Origin of the sequence: Salmonella sp. 2020_1459, from assembly GCF_043847915.1 — a bacterium.
Taxonomy (GTDB): Bacteria; Pseudomonadota; Gammaproteobacteria; order Enterobacterales; family Enterobacteriaceae; genus Salmonella; species Salmonella enterica.
The window spans coordinates 363,215-383,552 of sequence record NZ_JBCMFA010000002.1 but is presented as its reverse complement, the minus strand read 5'-3'; the positions used below and the strand labels follow the sequence as shown (position 1 = coordinate 383,552).

Sequence of the window (20,338 nt, the reverse complement as noted above, 5' to 3'; positions counted from 1 at the left end):
TCGCGCTGTCGTTCAGTCAGACTGCATCATCTTCATTTAAATTTGTTCAGACGTCGGAATTTTTTGTTCTGCCGTCTGTTTTTTTAGTGATGAGCTGTTCAGTGCAATAATAAGGGGTACAGTACGATGACTGCTTTTTAAACTGCATATCATCTGTGTCGCATTTACTCATGGGTATTGGGTCAGGGAGAGAGAAGAATGAGCGCTATTTTAAAGCCTTTTTTATTGGCAATAACCCTGATGTTAATCTTAATAAGGCCTGGCTTTGCAACGGAGGATGGAGCGATAACCATGGTTAAAACCTACAGCGCTTATGACTATTTGCAGACCCGAGCGCGGTTGATGCACGCTGTCGCCGATCACGGTCTGGTGTTATTTGGGGAATTTGATCATGCCAGAGCGGCACAGAATGTTAACCTGAAAATGCCGCCGACAACGGTTCTGGTCTTTGGCAATCCTAAAGGCGGAACGCCTCTCATGCTGGCGCATCCCGAACTGGCGCTGGATTTACCGTTTCGGGTGCTCATTAGCCAGCAAGCCGATGGGCGAACGTTAGTCAGTTATCATCCCGCTGAAACGCTGCAACGTTATGGTCTTGATGCCGCAGACATACAGGCTTTGAAAAAACTGGAACAGCTCGTTGAAAAATGTCTCCACTAAAGCTGAAAATCAGGCTTCAATCGGGCGATGTGTTTGCACAAGTGATGTCGCGAATAAATGCGCTCACATCGTCCATTACCTGATGCGATAAGGCGGCATCGAAGGTGGCGCTATCAGCATCACAGAACCCGTGCCGCGCATCGTACATTTTACACTGCACCAGGGGTCGCTTTTCCAGCGCCTGTCGCATGGCGAGGGGATCAAACGCCGGCTCATAACGCGCGATAATAACCAGTGCCGGACAGAGAGGCGCAAGATGAAGGTACTGGCGTATACGGGAACCGTAATAGCAAATGACGCCATCACATAACCCACTGGCTGCACTTAGCCATGCGAGCGTTGCGCCGACGCTATATCCTACGACGATTAACGTCTCGTACTGCGTTCTGAGCTCGTGGAGTAATGTGGTAACGACGGCGGGATCAAAGCCGACATTTGCTGAAAAGTGACGGTAAGCCTCCTCCTGCTGTTCATAGCGAAAGGGGGTATGGTGAGGAAACAGCGCGGGAATATAGATGTCGAATCCGCGCGTCATCCATTCATGGCCTGCGCGTTGGATATGAGCGTTAATACCATAAATTTCATGCAGAATAATCGCTGCCCGGCGATGGCGGCTCGACAGACTGGAGGCGTTGCTTCCCCCGGATACGCCTGGAGCGAAAAACACGGTGTCTTTTATCATAACGCGTTCTTGATACAAAGAGAGCGGCTGGATTTTCGCCGATCACGCTATGTCAGAGGCGTTGTTCCTGTCAATGTACAGACACATTTTATGGCCTGATTTTTGGTTGATAAATTTTATATTGGTAAACCAATATGCTGTTCATATTCAGGCATCAGGGCTAAAGGTGGAACATCAGTCGTGTATTGTCTACTGCCTTTCCTTTCATCTGGCTTCACTAACGAAACGGGGCGCATTATTGTTTTGTTGGTTGACCAGTTTCGCGTTTTTGGTGTGCTACGCGTGCTATCCCCCTTTACAAATGCTATAGTCTGATACCGGGAAATCGCATCGGACGGGCACGACCAATATGAAATCAAACACTTCTCAGCAAAGACCTTACCAGGAAGTGGGCGCAATGATACGGGATCTGATTGTTCAGACGCCGTACCGCCCCGGGGAGCGCTTGCCGCCGGAAAGAGAGATCGCTGAGAGGCTCAATGTGACGCGTACCGTCGTGCGTGAAGCGCTGATCATGCTGGAAATTAAAGGTCTGGTTGAAGTCCGCCGCGGCGCCGGGATCTACGTGCTCGACAGTGCGGATAATAACGAGATGGAAGGCGCTGACGTCAATCACTGTAATGACGCCGGGCCGTTTGAACTGTTACAGGCGCGTCAGTTGCTGGAAAGCAATATCGCTGAATTTGCCGCTCTGCAGGCCACCCGCGAAGACATCATTAAAATGCGCCAGGCGTTACAACTGGAAGAGCGAGAGCTCGCCTCCAGCGCGCCGGGCGGCTCAGAAAGCGGCGATATGCAGTTTCATCTGGCCATTGCCGAAGCGACCCATAACAGTATGTTGGTAGAGCTCTTCCGTCAGTCCTGGCAATGGCGTGAAAATAATCCGATGTGGCTCCAGCTTCATAGCCATCTGGGCGATACGCTTTACCGTAAGGAGTGGCTGGTCGATCATAAGCAGATCCTCGCGGCGTTAATTAAGAAAGACGCCCGCGCAGCGAAGCTGGCGATGTGGCAGCACCTGGAAAACGTGAAGCAGCGTCTGCTGGAGTTTTCCAATGTTGATGACATCTACTTTGATGGCTATCTGTTTGAGTCATGGCCGCTGGACAACGTTGATGCCTGATTATACCTGGAATAGCGTGGGCAGACCCAGTCCACGTTTTACTTCCTGTAGCGTCTTTTGAGTGACCTCATGCGCCCGCTCGCTACCTTTTTTCAGCAATTCCATTAGCATTCCCTTATCCGCAATAAAGGTTGCCCGTCGTTCGCGTATTGGCGCGATCAGTTCTTGCAGGCAGGTCTCCAGCTCATTTTTACAGACACGGTCGCCTAATCCGCCTTGTTGATAATGTGCTTTCATCGCCGCGACTTTGGCTTTATCCGGATGAAACGCATCCAGCCACGTAAAGACGACGTTACCTTCTATTTTTCCCGGATCGCTAATTTTTAAATGATTGGGATCGGTGTACATCGCGCTGACCGCACGGTGGATGGTCTCTTCGCTGGCGGAAAGAAGCAGGGTATTGCCGAGCGATTTCGACATCTTGGCGCTGCCGTCAATGCCGGGCAGACGACCCGTATCGCTCAGGAGCGCCTGACAGGGTCGCAATACCGGCGAGGAGAAAAGACTATTCATCTTATGAACGATCTCATTCGTTTGCTCAATCATGGGCAATTGGTCGTCGCCAACCGGTACCATTTCGGCCTTAAAGGCGGTGATATCTGCCGCCTGGCTAATGGGATACGCCATGAACCCGACCGGCAGGGAACGGGTAAAGCCTTTTTGGGCAATCTCATTTTTTACCGTAGGATTACGCTCCACTCGGGCGACGGTAACAATATTCATATACAGCACCGTTAATTCGGCGAGGGCGGGTAACGCGGATTGCAGGCAGATCGTCGTCAGCGTGGGATCGATGCCGACGGCCAGATAGTCAGCTAACACTTGCGGAATATTATCGCGGATTTTTTGCGGATTACTGCCGTTATCGGTGAGTCCCTGCAGGTCGGCAATCAGGACATACTGTTGGTGATCCTGCTGTAGCGCGACGCGCTGGCGCAGTGAACCGACATAATGGCCGAGGTGCAGCGAGCCGGTGGGGCGATCGCCAGTCAGAATGATAGGAAGGGTGTTCATTAAGGACTCCTTTATGCTTACTGTAAAGCCGAAAGACGTCCCGAAACGCAGTAGCCGCCTTTCGGCGGCTACTTAAAAAGGGATAGTGATCCGTGCCGCCTTCAGGAAGGCAGCCACCAGCGGAGATGACGTTGCGTAGCGTTGGATCGTTTCGTGTTCATGTGATCTAACGTATCACGACTAAACGTAAGGGTAAAGCGGCTGGCGTGTCGTCCGGGCATAAAGTCATATCGCCTGAACAGAGAACATGTTACTGACTTTGAAACGCGATTTTATAATTTGCTGCCCAAAAATACGTGGCGCTGAAAGGCGCATTTTTGATGCAAATCATTTATTACTGTGATAACACTGCGCGCGATAAAAACATTAAATATATTCACATAGTAAATATGTTCTATTGGAATGGTTGTTTTCGATATGACAAAAGTCTAAAAAACCCATTGATGTGAAAAGGAATAAGAATTGTCTATATTCCGATTCGGTGTAATTAAGTAATTTCTCGGATAAAAATAAGAAATGATATTGATATTTCTTTTTTGATATGGTTCTTATAGCGGCTATGGTTATTCAGGAAACGATGCTTGAATGCCTGGCGTAATAGATTTCAGGTCAGTAGCGCTATTGTAAAATGGATTGTTGATGGCAGAAGGTATTTAGCAAGAATCCAGTTATAGCAGATTGTCGGTATTTAATCTGGTATACAGAGACACCAACGAAATGGCTGGAAAATGGAACGTTCTTTCATTGTTGGCGTTCCGTCCTTGTCAGCCTGCTTTGCCGCATGATAATCACGGAGGGGGGATGGACGCCATCTATTTAAAACTGGACGGTATTGAAGGCGAAAGCCGGATCAAAGGTTTTGAAAACCAAATAAAACTTATTGCTTACAACCACAACCCGACAAAACGGGAGTCCGGCGAAGCGAGAGGGACATATATTGGAGGGTTGACGCTGACAAAGCCAGTCGATCTTGCTACACCAGGCCTCTATGAGCACTATTGTAACGGGAAAACGGTGAAAGAAGGCGTGCTGACATTATGCCGTCGTGATAAGGGCGCAATGCTGCCATTTATTATTTATACGCTCACCAATGTGCGAATTTCACGCATGAGCAATCATGGCGACGCCGAAGGCAGCGCCACGGAGACCGTGGATTTGGTTTATAGCCATATTCGCTGGGATATTCCCGCATTAGCGTCGAAAAGCAAAACACGGCGGCCTCTTCACCGACAGGCGCTGTGGCGATGAGGACAAAACAAGCTTGCGGACTCGCAGTGGGCGATGCTGTATAGCGAAATGGCATTTAGCGGCTTGCGAAGGTCGATGAGCGTACATGTAACCAATCGATTGCCTGAAAAGGCGATAACGCATGGCCCTTACACCCGTTATGATTTTTACGCATAGCCGCTAATAAAACGGCATTTTTTATATACACATCAAGTTGATAGTGTGTTTCTGACCTTGACGTAAATAAGCGGGAAAAGCGATGAAACACACCATTGGGATACTGGGGGGGATGGGACCTGCGGCAACGGCGGATATGTTGGAAAAATTTGTTGAATTGCGACATGCCAGTTGTGATCAACAACACATCCCGCTCATTGTCAGCTCTATCCCTGATATTCCCGATCGTACAGCATGTCTGTTATCCGGCGGGCCTTCGCCATACCGTTATCTGGAGCGTTATCTGCATATGCTGGAAGACGCCGGGGCGGAGTGTATCGTTATCCCATGCAACACTGCGCATTATTGGTTTGATGATTTACAGAACGTCGCGAAAGCGCGAATGATCAGCATCCTGGACGCCACCCTGGGGGATATTCCGCCATCGGCGCGGCACGTTGGTCTGCTGGCGACCAATGCGACGCTGGCGACCGGGTTATATCAAAAGAAAGCTCTGGCGCGGGGGCTGACGTTAATTCAGCCAGAAGAAGCGGGGCAGGCGTTGGTAATGCAGGCTATTTATACGCTTAAACGTGGCGATAAAACTGCGGCGCAAGCGCTGCTGCTGCCGCAAATCGATAGCCTTATTGCCCGTGGCGCTCAGGCAATTATTATGGGGTGTACCGAAATTCCGCTTATTGTGGCCGGACATGAACGCGCGATAGCGTGCCCGATGATTGATTCCACAGCGTCGCTGGTGCGCGCGGCGATTCGTTGGTATGAGTCCTGGCCAGACACCCGCGCCTCTTTGACCGGGGAACAACGCCTTACCGCCTGATGTGTTTACAGCGCGGCCTGAAGCCCACGCAGGTTGCGCCAAAATGTTTCGGCTACCTGACTCATGCGGGTATTCATGCGATAAGCATAAGCCTGGATCGGGATAACCAGTTCGTCGGCATCAAGCACTATCAGGCGCCCGTCGGTAATCTCCTGACGGATAGCATACTCGGGCAACCAGGCGATTCCGCAGCCGTCCATCGCAACCTGTTTTAACAATTCACTCATCGAAGAGACGAAAAATGTACTGAAACTCAGTTCAGCATGGCGAGTCAGCGTACGATTTATCAGCCGGCCCATATAGGAGTTTTGACTGTAATTAAGCAGGGGAAAGTGCGGCTGCTCAAGCGTATAGCGCGGCTCGCCCCGGCCATTGTTGGCGCAAACCGGAAACAGTCTCGACTCAAACAGGCGGATGTTATCAAACGGCGCTTGTTGCAGGTTTTCATCGTGATAAGAAAAGATAAAATCGCTTTGCCCCTCACGTAACATATCCACCGCCTGGTCGACATCTATCGCCTCAACGGCGTAGGTAAACTGCGTCGGCATCTGCTTAACGATGGTCGGCAACAGGCCGAGGGAGAGCGAGTGGGCGGCGGCAATCTTGATTTTACGCAGCGTATAATCGCTGCCGCCGCGCAGTTCGGTCAGATTACTTTCCAGCTGCTGTAACAGGTGGCGAACCTGGGAGTGAAAGATTTTACCCTGTTCGGAAAGCTGTAGCGGCGAGACCTGTCGGTTAAACAGTTCAACGCCCACGGCATGTTCCAGGGCGCGAATCCGCCGGCTAAAAGCGGGTTGCGATACGTTGCGGATAATGGCGGCCTGAGAGAAATTGCGGCACTTTTCCAGCGTCAGAAAATCATATAGCCATTTTGTCTCAATATTGTGCAAACCTGCTCCAGTTACATCCATTTACCGTTATCCTGTCAGCCGCCCGAAGGGGCATTCTACGTCCATTCGGGCGGCTGACAACCGCTTATCCCGTCCTCTTTCAGAATGCCGTGATGGGGCAGCCTGAAACTAGTGGGAATTACGCCGGTTCAAAGGTACCTTTTACGCAGGCTTTCCCCTCATTGACCATGCGTTTGCCGCGCGCATACACCTGCTCAATGCGTAAATCTGCGCTAAAGACGAGCAGATCCGCATCGTTACCGGGACGAATCTCGCCTTTGCCGTCCAGACTGAGGAAGGCGGCTACGCTGGTCGTCAGCGGACGCAGAGCATCGGTCAGGCTGAATCCGTAGTGGTTAACCAGCGTCTGCAACGTCTCCAGCAAACTTTCGAAGCCCGCGACGCCGATGCCCGTCAGATTTCCGGCAGCGTCAAATAGCGGCTGGCTGCCGTTGCCGTCTGAACTGAGCGTCACCCGGGAAAGCGGGACGCCGGCTTTTACCGCTCTGGCAATGCCCTCCGCCGGCGCGACGGGATCCGGGATACTGGTGGTAATGTCGATCACGCCGCCTTTAAGCGCAAACGCCAGCGCCTGCTCGAAAAGATATTCGCTACGGTTGACGTGGGTAGGCAGCAGTTTACCGATCGGCACGTCGCTGTTTTCCAGGATGTCATACAGCGGCTGTAACCCTTTTTTGCTGCTGCCCATATGAAAAACGCTGACACCGGGTTTGCCGCCCAGCAGGCCGCCAACGCGTGATTCGGCGGCCATGCTGGCGAGTTGATTCCCGCTGGGCGCGGCGGAACGGTGGTCGGAGACTGCGCATTTCACGCCAATGACGCGATCGATCAGCGCGACGTCTTTTTCTACCGAGCCAGTAATGGTCGGCGACGGAACGTGATAAGCGCCCGTGAGCATCCAGGCGGTGATCCCCTCCTCATTTAGCGCTCGCGTTTTGGCTAACAGCGACGCGGGATGACGGCTGACGGAGTCGGTGCCAAGCAGGCCGACGACCGTTGTTATCCCGGCTTCCGTCAGGCGGCTCAGGGAGACTTCCGGCGTCCGCGTCGTCGGCCCCGCTTCGCCGCCGCCGCCGATCAGATGAACGTGTTGGTCGATAAAGCCCGGGCACAGCATACGGCCGCTAAGATTAATCACCGCACAGTCCGGTACGATATCGCCGGGGATGTCAGCGCCGACGGCAATAATTTTGCCATTCGCGAGTAGAACATCGCAGATGCCCCGGTCTTCTGGCGCAAACAGGTGCGCACCCTGTAACAAGGTAAACTCCGCGGCGGATAAATCAGGCATGATAACTCCTTATTAAACAATAAGCTGCATGACCCAGATCGACAGCAGCGCATTGATGGCGCAGACTGCGATAATATGCGGGTAATATTTGGCGTTGACTTCGGCAGTACCGAGACAGCGGCCGACATTCTGTACCGGGTTTCCCATCAGGTAAATGGCTGGCAGTAGTACGGTAACATCGTGGCCGCTTAGCGCGCCGGCGGTAGCCAGACTGGCCGCCACGCCAACGGCGCCGCCCATACTCATCAGCGAAGCCAGAAGCACCGTAGCCGCTTCGCCGGGAAGCCCCCACAACGCCATCACGGGCTGGCAGATATGGCCTACCCAGTCGAGCAGACCGGTAATTTTCAGCGCCTGAATAATGACAAATGCCATGACCACATTGGGTAACAGGTTGGTCGTGGCGATGGTAAAACCGCGGCGTGCGCCATCGATAAACATATCCATGACATTCTTACGTACCTGAGTCGTCATGATTGGGCTCCTTGCGCAGGGTGACGGCGTTCTTCGATGTTAATCCAGACGCGCAAAAGGTTTGCGCCGATAAATTTGAATAGCAGAATGACCACCAGCGGAATGATGACTGACGTCCCCAGAAAGGCGAATACCGCAACGCCGGAGGAGAAATAGTTGGTGATAATAGCGCTGCCGCTGGTCTGCCAGGCGGCAAAAATCACTTTATCGCGTTCGGTGATTTCACCTTCCTGCGCCAGCTCTTTGGTCATACCCGCCGCGGCGTCGGTATTTTGCAGGTTGGCGATCAGCGCCAGTGAGCAAATGCCGGGAATGCCAAGCAATGGTTTCAGGATGGGCGTCATCAATTGCTGTGCCGCCCGCAGACCGCCAAGCCCATCCGTAATCGCGATGATACCCAGAGAAAGGATAACCGACGGCGCCAGCTCCAGCGCAAAAAGGAAGCCATCTTTCGCGCCCGTTCCGCCCGCGCCGCGAAAGGTCTGCGTACCGGTCACATGACCGAATGACCCGTTGAGTACGGTAAAATCAAAAACGCGCCACCAGCCTTCGCTTCCGGAAAATACGCCGGAAAAGAAAATAATGGTGAGAAAAAACGCCAGGTATCCCTTTATCCCGACCTTTTCTGTATCAAGCGGCATGGCCGCCCCGTCCACTTGTTGCGCCATAGCGATCCCCGAATTTTTTTGATGATGTGTTGGTTGTAGCCACAGGCCAAAAAGCCCGAAACAGAAAGACCTTATCAGTCATGAGGGTAAGGGCAAAATGCAAGTATGTATCGTGCTATGCGTTTCTTGCATAGCAGCGCGAAAAATCACCATCTTCGCTACTGCCGGAGGCGCGGGGAACCGTGGACGGTATAACGCGAGGTAAAAAAGCAAAGAAACAGGTGTTGGCGCAGGCCGGAGTCGGGAGCAGGAAAAAGGGGAAATAAATTTGACGTTAGTCAATTTCACGCCACTTAATTATCGTTGTTAAAAAATAGAATTTTTTAACCTAAATTTTACTTTTTACTGTAATTTTTCACGCCTTAAGAGGAATTGTCACGGTCAGGTCAGTGGCCGCTGATGGGTCAGCTTGCGCCCTAAGAATCCTACGGGCAGGTAATAAAAAACGAATAATCGAATTAATTTCTTGATGTGATTTATTTATAATTGTGATGATTTGAGAGGAAGCGATAATCATCATAATGGAATATATAGCCAAAATACTTCGAGTTGCTTAAAGGCGGCAAGGGAGTGAGTCCCCAGGAGCATAGATAACGATGTGATTGGGGTGAGCAACGGCCCGTCAGGGCGAGGCCCATGGATGTGCCGGGTAATCCGTAGCCAACACATAAGCCACTTGAAGTATGAAGGGTATATAAAATAATAGGCAGATTGATAGCACTAATAACCATAGAATAAGTATAGTTTTTAGTGGCATCTTTACCGTGAAATAACGTGTTGAGGATGTGCTATTAAAAACAGATCCTCATTGCGCCGCGAATAGCATTAAAGATACAACCCGGTGCGGAGAGCGTGGGTTTACTCTACCGCTTATTCACGTATCACAAACCGTTTTTGTTTTATCTGCTGCACAGCGCTGATCAGCGCGGCAAAAAAGAGCGCCGCGGCACCGCAAAGCGTGGCGTTGATAATTGCCGACGCGCCATTGCCTGACAGACTGGCGGCGAGCGGACCGAGAATTTGCCCAATACCATACGTTAGCGTCACCAGGCCTAACAAATTAATATTACCCGGCGCGCTGAGTTGTCGGGCAAGCGGCATCACCAGCGAGGTTGTGCCCATAAACGTGGCGCCAAAACCAATACTGCTCAGTATTAACAGCAACAATGAGTCGCTGGCGAGAGACAGCAGCACGCAGGCGCTCTGGATCAACAGGTTCGCGGTCAGGCATGGCAGGACGCCCCAATGTTTTGCCGCCCACAGCCAGCCGAAGCAGCCGGGAATGATCGCCAGGCCGACCAACGACCAAAGGTGCGCCGTGAGTAGCGGAGAGCCCGCGCTTTTCGCCATCAGCGGCAAATAGGTAGCGACAATGATGTAGCCGAATCCGGCGAAACCATACAACAGCGCCAGTTGCCACCAGGGCATAGGCTGATTTTCGATTCTTGCTAAGGGCGCAGGCGGCAGCGCATGAGCGCGGGGGGGAATCAACATTGCCACGATTAAGAGCAATATACCGGCGAGCGCTCCGGCCCCCAGCCATAGCGAATGGGCCGAAAGCGCATAATGTAAACCGCCAATGACATATTCGTTGCCCAGTGCAATCCCGGCCCCGACGCCGGAAAAGAGCGCGGCGATCACAAACGGATGGCGGGTATGATGCAACACAATCATTGATCCAAAAATCATCATTCCCGCGCTCGCGACGCCTGCCAGGAAGCGTACCAACATGACGACCGCGGGCTGAGTAAATATCGCCATAGACAGAATAAGAATACCGGTGGCGACCGCCGAAGCCAGCAACATGGGGCGTAGACGAGAGGGGAGATGAAAAAGGCCAAAGGAAAACAGTAAGCTTCCCGCCAGGTACCCTGCATAATTGGCGCTGGCAATCCAGGAGAGTTGGTTAAACGTTAGCTGCTTTTCCGCCAGCATTACCGGCAGCATGGGCGTATACAGAAAGCGGCCAACTCCCATCCCCAGCGTCAATACCATCATACCGAAAAGCGCCGTAAAAATGGGATGGCGAGGTGAAGCGCTCTGAGCATGAACCATGGTTTTTCTCTTTGCTAAAGTAAGGCAGTAATGCCGGATTGTTGTTGTAAATGATAATAAAAAGTAAAATTAATGTTTCAAATTTGCAAGAAAAGAAAGTGAAGCGCAGGCGAATAACGGATTGAGAAGAGGGGCATCGGTGGGAAATGGCATTAAATTAATGCCTCCCACGTGCGGGGTTTGGCAGTTAATCTGAACGAGAATTGCGCCTTCCCCTTCTTAGATACTGAGCAGTGCCGGTATTTGCGACAGTAAATATAACACCAGACCAATAGCGCCGCCGACCAGCGTGCCGTTCACGCGGATAAACTGCAAATCTTTACCGATATTAAGCTCAATCTGCTGCGACATATCGCGCGCATCCCAGCCTTTTACGGTATCGCTGATGTGGCGCGTCAGGAAGGCGGCGAATTCCGGCGCGACGCGGTGCGCGGCCTGTTCCAGATGACCGTTAAGCGAGGCGCGTAATGCGTCGTCGGCGATCAGCGTCTCGCCAAACCATTGTCCGGCATGAGCGATGCGCTGCTTCACCTTTGAGTCTTCGGCGTTGATATCTGTTTTTAACCACTGGCGTAGATCCGCCCAGATTTCGCCGAGATAACGGTTAAACGCCTCATCTTCCTTCAGGTAACTTTTAATGTTTTCTGCCCGGGCAGCCATTTCCGGATCATGTTTAAGTTTATCGATCAGCTTATACGTCGCACGATCGAAGGCATGACGAATCTGATGCGCGCGGTCGTGACTGATATCATCCAGCAGAGAATTCACCGCGTCGGAGACCAGTTCAGCGCTGTGTTCTCCCAGCCATTCGGTCGGCAGAATCTTCGCTTTTAACGGATGCTCGGTCTCCAGCCAGCGTATGATCTGTCTGGCGATAAATGTTCGGGAGCTGTCACGCTGTAACAGGGCGATAAGCTGGGCGATCAGCGTATCGAGTAACACCTGGTGACGATCGTTTTTGGTCATGCTTTCCAGCATCAGGGCGCTGGTGCCGGAAAGGTCCACTTTATCAATCGCCTTATGCACCGCTCGCTTGAGCAGCCGCTGAATACGGGCGTCATCGGTCAGTTCCAGAAAGCCGCTCATAATTTGCAGCAGATGCTGCCCGACCCGGCTGGCGTTGTCCGGCTGGCTGAACCAGTTTCCGATAAGCAGCGCGGGTTCATGGCGGCGGATTAGCGCGATCAGCGACTGCGTATCAAGGAACTTCTCCTGCACAAATTGCCCAAGGTTTTCGCCGATTCGGTCTTTGTTACGGGGAATAATCGCCGTATGTCGTGAAATAAACGGAATGGGAATGCGGCGAAACAGCGCCACCACGGCAAACCAGTCCGCCAGCGCGCCAACCATCGCCGCTTCGGCAATAGCTTTTACGCCCAGCACCCAAAAACTGGGCGGCAGGAAAAGCGTGGTCACAAACGTCGCGGCGGCTATCAGCAACAGTGAGAGCGCCAGGCGTTTGGCGCGTTTGAGTTCGGCGATTTTATTCATAGGGTTAAGGATAGAGCCAGACGGCAGGAACGTGCAAAAAACATCAGATTATCCTGTGCCGGATAAGCCTCTATCCGGCAGAGTATTTACTTCTCAGCGGCCAGTTCTGCCGCCTCATGCTGGCGCACGCGCTGTAATAGTGTCGCCAGAGTGAAGACCACAATCACCCCGGCCACCGCTGCCAGCAGGTGAAACGGCAGTCTCCCGCCGTGAAACCACAGCCAGCGGCCAACTTCGACCGACACCGCCATCACCGTCAGAATCACCATGTTCAGCGAGGCTGAAACCGTCCCTTTTGGCAAGTTGTTGGAGAAAAGCGTGAAGCGAAACAGCGTCGGGAAAATCATGCCAATGCCGAACGCGTACAGGCTGGTGCCCAGCACAGACCAAAGCCAGACGTGCGGCAGAAGAAGATTACCGAGAAGCAATGTTGCCAGCCCGCTTAACTGGATTGGTACGGCGCGCCAGATAAAACGCGGTCGGGTCGGATCTTTCACCAGGCGCACAACGATCATATTGGCCACGATCACCGCGCCGAATACGGGCACCTGCGCCCAGGCGAATTGCGAAGTACTCATCCCGCCGGCATCGATCAGGATCACCGGCGACACCGCCACCCAGCTCATCATCGGGATGTAGCTCAACGACAGCGTCGCCGCCCCGGTGAGAAAAATCGGGTTGCGAAACACATTACGAAAATCGCGCAGTACGCTCACCGCGCTGAACGGCACCGCGCCGCGTTGCACCGTTTCTGGCATCGCCAGCAGCAGGCCGCACAACGCCAACAGTCCCATCACCGCAATAATACCGAACAGCACCTTCCAGTGAACGAAGTGCATCAGCGCGGCGCCGGAGAGCGGGCCGATAACCGGAGCGACCAGCACAATGGAGGTAATAATTGCCATCAGCTTAATGGCTTTGGTTTGACCGAAGGCCTCCTGTACCGTGACGTAGCCGACCGTTGCGATAAAGCAAATGCTGGTGCCCTGCACAAAACGGGCAACCAGAAACTGCGTCATTGAGGTCGTCAACAGCGTTGCCGCGCAGGCGAGAGTAAAAATTAATGCCCCTGCAATCAGCACTGGCCGGCGGCCAATCCTGTCGGATAGCGGCCCCAGAAGCCATTGCAACGCCATTCCGCCCGCCAGATAGAGGCTGACCGAGGCCGGCGCAAGACTGACGTCAGCATTAAAATCGCGCACGACGTTAATGATGCCAGGCTGAATCAGATCCGTCGTCAGATAGGCGGCAAAATCGTACAAAATCAGCGCCATCGGGAAAAATAACGTTGTGGCGCGTTGGGAGAAAAACTGAATAATCCGTTGCATAAAAAATGCGCTCCATGTCGGAGAACCCTATGATGGGACAGCGAAACTCAATACCGTCATCGTGACGTCAGGCAGGCGATAGAAACAGCGGCTGCGGATGTACTGAATTTCATGTAATCAAAAACGCTGCCGGTGAAAACACAGACAGGAAGAGACGCGTTCTGAATCTCGTCAGAACGTGTGGCGATTACAGATAACAATCAGCACATCACACCTCGGGAAATTTACGTTGCACGGAAAATATACACATTAAGTGTAATTAAATTTTGATGTTAATCAAAAGAGTTTGTCTGGTTAATAAAGATAAAGGCAGGGCGCGCAGGCTGGTATTTTGCGTGTTCAGTTCCGAAAATGCATGTGCATTACAGATAACAGGATTTATCTTTCGTCGCGCCTCGCAATGCTGAAAAGGTACGGATGAGAAAGGAATTTTCAGGAGGTAGAGTCGCAGCATCCTGGTTTGGGGTGACGGAGCGCCATGAAAAAATCGACGACCTCAACACCGCATGATGCGGTGTTTAAAACCTTTTTGCGCCACCCGGAAACCGCCCGCGATTTTATGGAGATTCATCTGCCGGTGTCGTTACGCCAGCGCGACCTGCTGGGACTGGTTGAACGAATTGCTTCGCTGTTAGTTACTGGTTGCGCTAATGACAGGCAGCTTAAAGCGCTGTTTAATTATCTTATGATTCAGCACGGACATACGCCTCGTTTCACCACGTTTATTCGTGATGTGGTAGGGCATGTCCCGCACACTAAGGAGAGACTGATGACGCTGATAGAGAGGATCCGCGCAGCGGATCGCAGAAAAGGGGAACGGCAAGGAAGACAGCTCGGTCTGGAGGAAGGATTAGCAGAAGGATTAGAAAAAGGGCTGGAAAAAGGTCAGCATGTTGCCGCATTGCGTATCGCCAGACAGATGCTGGCGGACGGACTTGACCGCGAGACTGTCCAGCGGTTCACCGGCCTTACGGCTGAAGAGCTTCAGGATGTTAGTCACTAACGCGGTTCCAGTCTGAATGTTGCAGGCCCGGTGCCCGCCGGGCAACGCTCTCTATAATTATCGCTGATAACCGCACGAATATACCGAACTTTACCGATAGCGCCAGCCATCTCTACTACCCTTATTGTTCTGAGCGGCATTTCCGGCTGCCTTAATGACGATAACAAGGAGACATATGATATGGCTTACCAGACAGTGAATCCTGCCAATAATCAGCTCATTAAAGAGTATCCCCCGCACACGGACGCGGATATTGAAGCCGCGCTGCAAAAAGCTGACGCGCTCTATCACTCCGACTGGTCCAGGGGAGAGATTGACCAACGTCTGCCGGTACTGCATAAGCTGGCTGACTTGATCGACAGCCGTGTTGAAGAACTGGCAAAAATCGCCAGCCAGGAGATGGGCAAGCTCATCGAGCAGAGCCGTGGCGAAGTCAAACTGTGTGCGCAGATCGCTCGCTATTATGCGGATAACGCGAAGCAGTTTCTTGCCCCGGTGCCTTATAAAACCGAGTTTGGCGACGCGTGGGTAGAACATCATCCGATTGGCGTCATCATGGCTGTTGAGCCGTGGAACTTCCCGTACTATCAGTTGATGCGTGTGCTGGCGCCGAACCTGGCCGCAGGTAACCCGGTGCTGGCGAAACATGCCAGCATCGTACCGCACTGCGCCGAGACGTTTGCCCATCTGGTGCGTGAAGCCGGCGCGCCGGAAGGCGCATGGACCAACCTGTTTATTTCCTCCGATCAGGTGGCGAACATCATCGCCGACCCGCGCGTGCAGGGCGCGGCGCTGACCGGATCTGAAAAAGCGGGGAGCGCCGTGGCGGCACAGGCGGCGAAGCACATTAAAAAATCGACGCTGGAACTGGGCGGGAACGATGTGTTCGTCGTGCTGGACGATGCCGATCTTGAGAAAGCGGTGAAAATTGGCGTGCAGGCACGGCTCACTAATGCGGGGCAGGTATGTACGGCGGCGAAGCGCTTTATCCTGCATGAGAAAATCGCCGATCAATTCCTCAGCCAGTTCACCGAGGCGTTCAGGAAGGTGAAGGTGGGGGATCAGATGGATGCTTCTACCGAACTGGGGCCGTTGTCGTCGAAAGATGCGCTGGATACATTGACCAGACAGGTCGAGGAAGCGGTGAAAAATGGCGCGACGCTGCACGTTGGCGGCAATCCGCTGGGAAGCAAAGGCAACTTCTTTGAGCCGACGATTCTGACCAATATTACGCGTGACAACCCGGCGTACTTTGAAGAGTTCTTCGGCCCGGTGGCGCAGATGTATGTGGTGAAAGACGATGACGAGGCGGTAAAACTCGCCAACGATTCCCACTACGGCCTGGGCGGTGCGGTGTTTAGTCAGGATATTGAGCGTGCTAAACGCATGGCCTCCCGGATTGAAACCGGGATGGTTTATATCAACTGGCTGACCGACACCGCAGCGGAGCTGCCGTTCGGCGGCGTTAAGCGTTCGGGCTTCGGACGCGAGCTATCGGATCTGGGGATTAAGGAGTTTGTGAACCAGAAGCTGGTAGTGGTGCGCCGCTAATCCCTGTTGCCCCTCTGAAAACGGGAGGGGCCTGGCTTTTTGCAGCGAAGGACGCAGATCTTAAATCAGAACGAAATAAGCGAACAAAACACCCTCAATCGCTCTCCTTATTTATCCACGTTGCACTAACCGTGCTTTTTATCCCGATATTGTTTGTACAGACATTCATGATGCCCGCATTTTCTGTTCTATGCGGAGGCCGGTATGGAATTTTACGAGAACCGCCCCAGACAACCATTCATTGGCTTTGTGCAGCTCAGACGGGCGCTAAAAAGGTGGTGGCTGCGTAAGCGGGCCTGTCAGGCGTTGCGACGAATGAGTGACGAGCAGTTAAGGGATATTGGGTTGGAAAGGAAGGATGTGGAATAACAGATAAGAGTCAGTAAAACTGGAAAGGCTGGATAATCTTATCTTAACCTCTCCAGTAGGCGGATATCCTGGAACGCTAATTTTCCTGCCAGGCTTTCTCGATCAGCAGTTTAGCTTTATCCAGATCGTGTTCGTTACGCACAATCAATTCGACGTCGCCGGTTCCCCAGTGGCCAATGTTTGTGACGTCCCGGCTAAATCCTTCTTCAAGCTGGATATGCTGTGGATTAATTTTCAGCCACAGGCGTAGGTGTGGGTCGGTCACGGGATAAACGGCCACGCACAGAAAGTTACGAATGAGGTGGAAGGCGTCATAGAGCTTAAGCTCTTTAAACTGAACCTCATCACTGAGTGAGAGCACATAGTTTTTTAGCTGTTCATATAATGAAAGCAGCGCGGGAGAGGCCAAAGAGAGCTGTTCGCGCTGCGTGCGGGTATGGCGTTTACCGCTGCTGACGGAACCGTTCGCGATGATGTGCTGAGGGCTATTTTCGACCACGGCGTTAACCAGTTCCAGCATTAACAGGTCGTCGGCAAAAAGCTTGTAGCGAATCAGGTTGATATTGCGGTTGATTTGCTGAACGGCATGTTCGTCGTATTTATTAAAATCGGCGGCAATACAGATTAACCGAGTGCCGGACCAGTCAATGGCTTTGGCCGCGGTTTTATTTATTTTCTCCATCACCAGCAACTGAAATTCCGCTTTATGATCGAGCAGCCAGTCGAGATAAAAGAGCCCCTGGTTAATGACGTTTTCATTGCTGTGGCGCTTATATTCAATAATCACCGGGCAGTTATTTTCATCGAGGCCGAGGGAATCAATTCGCCCACGATGGGTTTTACCCGTGTGGTATTCGGTCTCGAGAAAGCGGACGCCAAGGAACGTTTCCATATGGGATTCGATCAGCATTTGCAGATCTTTTTCAATGGCTGCGGCTTTGCCCGGTAGTTCTTGTACTTTCCCGCCACTGAGGCGGAAAAGCTGGATATCGCTCATGGATCCCTCCTGAATTTCATATTACCGGGTATGATACTGCACAGAGTAGAATCAGAAAGCATAAAATTGAGTCTGAGGATATGTTATTTGTGGTAATTTATTAATTTGAAAAGAGAAAATGGCAGGAGCGCCAGAATGAGTACGTTTGACACGACGAAAATTGCTTTAAAAGATATCCTGGGGCAGATTACTGATGGACGGGTACAGTTGCCTGATTTCCAGAGAGGGTGGGTATGGGATGATGAGCATGTCCGGTCTTTGCTGGTCAGTATTGCCCGTTCTTTTCCCGTTGGTGCGGTTATGCTGCTGGAGACTGGGGGAGAAGTTCGCTTCCAGGTGCGTCCAGTTGAAAATGTAGAATTGCAGAAAACCGAGCCTGAGATGTTGATTCTGGATGGCCAGCAACGTTTAACGTCCTTGACTCAAGTCCTGATGCTGGATACGCCCGTTAAGACTTTTAACGAGAAAGGAAAGCAGATAGACCGTTTTTATTATATTGATATTGAGGCCGCTCTGGACAATAGGCTTGATGAAGCTTTTATTTCTGTTGAAAAGTCTAAAAAAGTAACGATGAATTTTGGTCGTGATATAAAAACTTTTGTTAACTCCTTTGGAGAAACGGTTGAAATGGATTTTTCTACCGTGCAAAAAGAGTGCGAAGCATTATTTTTCCCTTGTAACCAAATTATCAACTCTGATGCATGGGAAAGTCATTTATATAAGTGCTCACAAGAAAAGTTTTTCACTTATATGCAGTTCCGTGAAAAAATTCTGAATGCCTTTAGGAACTATTTGCTGCCTGTTATTAAATTGGGTAAATCAACTAGCAAAGAGGCCGTTTGCCTGGTGTTTGAAAAGGTTAATACCGGTGGTGTTCCACTATCCGTATTTGAACTGGTGACCGCCAGTTTTGCGGCTGATGGGTTTAATCTTCGGGATGACTGGTTTGGCAGTAATTTGCGTCAAAAATTTGGCCGCCGAAATGTACTGAATAAAGAAGCTATCCTACAGGGCGTAGAGCCGACTGACTTTTTACAGGCTATCAGCATATTGAATACGCTAAAAAAACGGCGTGCCGATCTGGCCGAAGGGAAGACAGGGAAATCAGTTACTGCAGTAAGTGCTAAACGAGTTTCAGTATTAGCCCTTTCTCTTGAAGATTATCATTGCTGGGCCGACGATGTGGAAAAAGGCTTCTTACTTGCCGCTAAATTTCTCCATCATGAATGTTTTATGCACTCATGGGATCTTCCTTATCGTACGCAGCTTGTGCCGCTGGCGGCAGTATTATCGAAATTACAAGGCAATTGGCTGGAGCCCAAAATTTATGACAAACTGGCGCGCTGGTTCTGGTGCGGTGTCCTGGGGGAACTGTACGGCGGCGCGGTAGAAACACGTATCGCAAACGATGTGGAAGAGTTACTAAACTGGATTGAGGGGGAAGGTGAAGAGCCCCGGACGATTTATGAAGCCTCATTCCAGCCAGGGCGTTTATTGACGTTACGTTCCCGATTGAGCGCCGCGTATAAAGCGTTAAGCGTGTTGATCCTACGCAATGGTGCTCAAGACTTTTTCTGGAAGTCGACGATCCAAAAGTTAGATTATGGTGAGATTGCACTCGATATTCACCATATTTTCCCAAAGATATGGTGCGAGAATAATAATATTAGTCCAGCAGTGTATAACTCTATCATTAATAAAACATCAATCTCCTATAAGGCCAACCGAATGATTGGTGGGAGATCTCCGGCTGAGTATCTGTCGCAGATCCAGACGCATCCGCAGGTCGGTCTGGAGGATGCCGAGATGGATGCGATCCTACGCAGCCACTTTATTGAGCCTTCGCTGTTACGGCAGGATAGTTTCGAGGCATTTTTTGCCGATCGAAAAAAACAATTGCTGAAATTGATCGAAGCGGCAATGGGGAAAAATATTAGTCAGGATGATGTTGCTGAATTAGAGACAGCAACAGACGAGATTGATGTCTGATACTGCAACCCAGGTACGAATTAAATCGCACCTGGGTTTCCTGCCTATTTAGAAGAAATCACGCGGATAAACGTTTGAACTTGCTTTTGTTTACGTACTGACAGCTTGCTTACTTGCCGTAAAGACTCAACCAGCTCAGGCTCTGGTGGTTTCACGGTCAGCACGATGCAGCCTTCCATCACTTTGATATCGATTTTGGTGCCGATGGCAAAACCGGCGGCTTCCAGCCACTGGCCTTTCATGATAATCGCCGGAATATGCTGGTGATCTTCAAAGCGGCTCGCATAACTGACGGTGCCTTTACGGTTATTTCCCGGGGAGACTTCTGGATCGGTGAATTCTGCAATAGAATGCGGGGTAGTCATGATGGCTATTCTCCTAAAATAGTGATTGTGATTAGCGAGGCGCTCGTGTTGCAGCACGGGCGTCTTGCGAAAAATACCTGTACATATCATCAGGGAATAGAAGGAAAGTCCAGCTGAAAATAAATGAAAATAACGGCGTGGAT

At 51.4% G+C, this 20,338-nt stretch carries 20 protein-coding genes; 8 read left to right on the top strand and 12 right to left on the bottom strand.

The genetic code is table 11. The features are described 5' to 3' along the window. Window positions 1-198: 198 nt before the first annotated feature. Window positions 199-660, top strand: a complete 462-nt coding sequence (locus ACH0VJ_RS06745; protein ID WP_001682584.1) for a DUF302 domain-containing protein — start codon at window positions 199-201, stop codon at window positions 658-660. Window positions 661-676: 16 nt separating this feature from the next. On the opposite strand, the gene ACH0VJ_RS06740 is transcribed toward ACH0VJ_RS06745, so the two are convergent. After that, window positions 677-1,342, bottom strand: coding sequence for a dienelactone hydrolase family protein (locus tag ACH0VJ_RS06740; RefSeq protein WP_000588692.1), 666 nt, complete (start codon window positions 1,340-1,342; stop codon window positions 677-679). 349 nt (window positions 1,343-1,691) lie between these two features. Between ACH0VJ_RS06740 and uxuR the strand changes: the two genes are divergently transcribed. After that, a complete protein-coding gene (gene uxuR / locus ACH0VJ_RS06735; RefSeq protein WP_000841654.1) occupies window positions 1,692-2,465 on the top strand; it encodes a Uxu operon transcriptional regulator in 774 nt (257 codons plus the stop codon). On the opposite strand, the gene trpS is transcribed toward uxuR, so the two are convergent. Further along, window positions 2,466-3,479 (bottom strand): tryptophan--tRNA ligase, encoded by a 1,014-nt coding sequence (gene trpS, locus ACH0VJ_RS06730; RefSeq protein WP_001094622.1) that lies wholly within the window; start codon window positions 3,477-3,479, stop codon window positions 2,466-2,468. It abuts the gene before it with no gap. A 717-nt stretch (window positions 3,480-4,196) separates the two neighbouring features. Here trpS and ACH0VJ_RS06725 point away from each other — a divergent pair. Together ACH0VJ_RS06725 and ACH0VJ_RS06720 are read left to right on the top strand one after the other, a co-directional pair. Next, a complete protein-coding gene (locus ACH0VJ_RS06725; protein ID WP_000907671.1) occupies window positions 4,197-4,727 on the top strand; it encodes an Hcp family type VI secretion system effector in 531 nt (176 codons plus the stop codon). Window positions 4,728-4,965: 238 nt separating this feature from the next. Next, the gene (locus ACH0VJ_RS06720; RefSeq protein WP_000683251.1) at window positions 4,966-5,700 is read left to right on the top strand and encodes an aspartate/glutamate racemase family protein; all 735 of its coding nucleotides are present in this window, start codon (window positions 4,966-4,968) and stop codon (window positions 5,698-5,700) included. Between the two features lie 5 nt (window positions 5,701-5,705). On the opposite strand, the gene hypT is transcribed toward ACH0VJ_RS06720, so the two are convergent. From hypT to mdtM, 7 genes are all read right to left on the bottom strand, one after another. Next, window positions 5,706-6,614 (bottom strand): hypochlorite stress DNA-binding transcriptional regulator HypT, encoded by a 909-nt coding sequence (hypT, locus tag ACH0VJ_RS06715; protein ID WP_000383511.1) that lies wholly within the window; start codon window positions 6,612-6,614, stop codon window positions 5,706-5,708. A gap of 118 nt (window positions 6,615-6,732) precedes the next feature. Further along, the gene (gene iadA, locus ACH0VJ_RS06710; protein ID WP_001113061.1) at window positions 6,733-7,905 is read right to left on the bottom strand and encodes a beta-aspartyl-peptidase; all 1,173 of its coding nucleotides are present in this window, start codon (window positions 7,903-7,905) and stop codon (window positions 6,733-6,735) included. Between the two features lie 12 nt (window positions 7,906-7,917). After that, the gene (locus ACH0VJ_RS06705; protein WP_000211979.1) at window positions 7,918-8,379 is read right to left on the bottom strand and encodes a YjiG family protein; all 462 of its coding nucleotides are present in this window, start codon (window positions 8,377-8,379) and stop codon (window positions 7,918-7,920) included. Beyond that, window positions 8,376-9,047, bottom strand: coding sequence for a nucleoside recognition domain-containing protein (locus ACH0VJ_RS06700; RefSeq protein ID WP_000068752.1), 672 nt, complete (start codon window positions 9,045-9,047; stop codon window positions 8,376-8,378). Before ACH0VJ_RS06700 ends, ACH0VJ_RS06705 begins: the two co-directional genes overlap by 4 nt. Before the next feature lie 870 nt (window positions 9,048-9,917). Continuing rightward, window positions 9,918-11,102, bottom strand: coding sequence for an MFS transporter (locus ACH0VJ_RS06695; RefSeq protein WP_000233267.1), 1,185 nt, complete (start codon window positions 11,100-11,102; stop codon window positions 9,918-9,920). Window positions 11,103-11,321: 219 nt separating this feature from the next. Then, window positions 11,322-12,593, bottom strand: coding sequence for a DUF445 domain-containing protein (locus tag ACH0VJ_RS06690; protein WP_001033033.1), 1,272 nt, complete (start codon window positions 12,591-12,593; stop codon window positions 11,322-11,324). A gap of 86 nt (window positions 12,594-12,679) precedes the next feature. Next, a complete protein-coding gene (mdtM, locus tag ACH0VJ_RS06685; protein ID WP_001188918.1) occupies window positions 12,680-13,921 on the bottom strand; it encodes a multidrug efflux MFS transporter MdtM in 1,242 nt (413 codons plus the stop codon). 478 nt (window positions 13,922-14,399) lie between these two features. Between mdtM and ACH0VJ_RS06680 the strand changes: the two genes are divergently transcribed. Both ACH0VJ_RS06680 and ACH0VJ_RS06675 read left to right on the top strand, forming a co-directional pair. Beyond that, window positions 14,400-14,924 carry an Rpn family recombination-promoting nuclease/putative transposase gene (locus ACH0VJ_RS06680; RefSeq protein WP_000750006.1) on the top strand — a complete coding sequence of 175 codons (525 nt, stop codon included), beginning with the start codon at window positions 14,400-14,402 and terminating at the stop codon, window positions 14,922-14,924. A gap of 180 nt (window positions 14,925-15,104) precedes the next feature. Continuing rightward, the gene (locus ACH0VJ_RS06675; RefSeq protein ID WP_000331431.1) at window positions 15,105-16,475 is read left to right on the top strand and encodes an NAD-dependent succinate-semialdehyde dehydrogenase; all 1,371 of its coding nucleotides are present in this window, start codon (window positions 15,105-15,107) and stop codon (window positions 16,473-16,475) included. Window positions 16,476-16,569: 94 nt separating this feature from the next. Here the strand turns inward: ACH0VJ_RS06675 and ACH0VJ_RS06670 are convergent, their stop codons facing one another. Then, on the bottom strand, window positions 16,570-16,713 hold the full coding sequence (locus ACH0VJ_RS06670) for a hypothetical protein (protein ID WP_031622249.1): 144 nt from the start codon (window positions 16,711-16,713) through the stop codon (window positions 16,570-16,572). On the opposite strand from ACH0VJ_RS06670, the gene yjiS reads away from it, so the two are divergent. Further along, entirely contained in the window at window positions 16,680-16,844 is a 165-nt protein-coding gene (gene yjiS / locus ACH0VJ_RS06665) for a DUF1127 domain-containing protein YjiS (RefSeq protein ID WP_000397917.1), read from the top strand. The genes ACH0VJ_RS06670 and yjiS overlap by 34 nt on opposite strands. 76 nt (window positions 16,845-16,920) lie before the next feature. On the opposite strand, the gene ACH0VJ_RS06660 is transcribed toward yjiS, so the two are convergent. Further along, window positions 16,921-17,841 carry a DUF5655 domain-containing protein gene (locus ACH0VJ_RS06660; RefSeq protein WP_023196242.1) on the bottom strand — a complete coding sequence of 307 codons (921 nt, stop codon included), beginning with the start codon at window positions 17,839-17,841 and terminating at the stop codon, window positions 16,921-16,923. Window positions 17,842-17,976: 135 nt separating this feature from the next. Here ACH0VJ_RS06660 and ACH0VJ_RS06655 point away from each other — a divergent pair, with 135 nt between their 5' ends. Continuing rightward, window positions 17,977-19,830, top strand: coding sequence for a DUF262 domain-containing protein (locus tag ACH0VJ_RS06655; RefSeq protein ID WP_000102839.1), 1,854 nt, complete (start codon window positions 17,977-17,979; stop codon window positions 19,828-19,830). A 44-nt stretch (window positions 19,831-19,874) separates the two neighbouring features. Here the strand turns inward: ACH0VJ_RS06655 and symE are convergent, their stop codons facing one another. After that, on the bottom strand, window positions 19,875-20,195 hold the full coding sequence (symE, locus tag ACH0VJ_RS06650) for an endoribonuclease SymE (protein ID WP_001536292.1): 321 nt from the start codon (window positions 20,193-20,195) through the stop codon (window positions 19,875-19,877). Window positions 20,196-20,338: the final 143 nt, after the last annotated feature.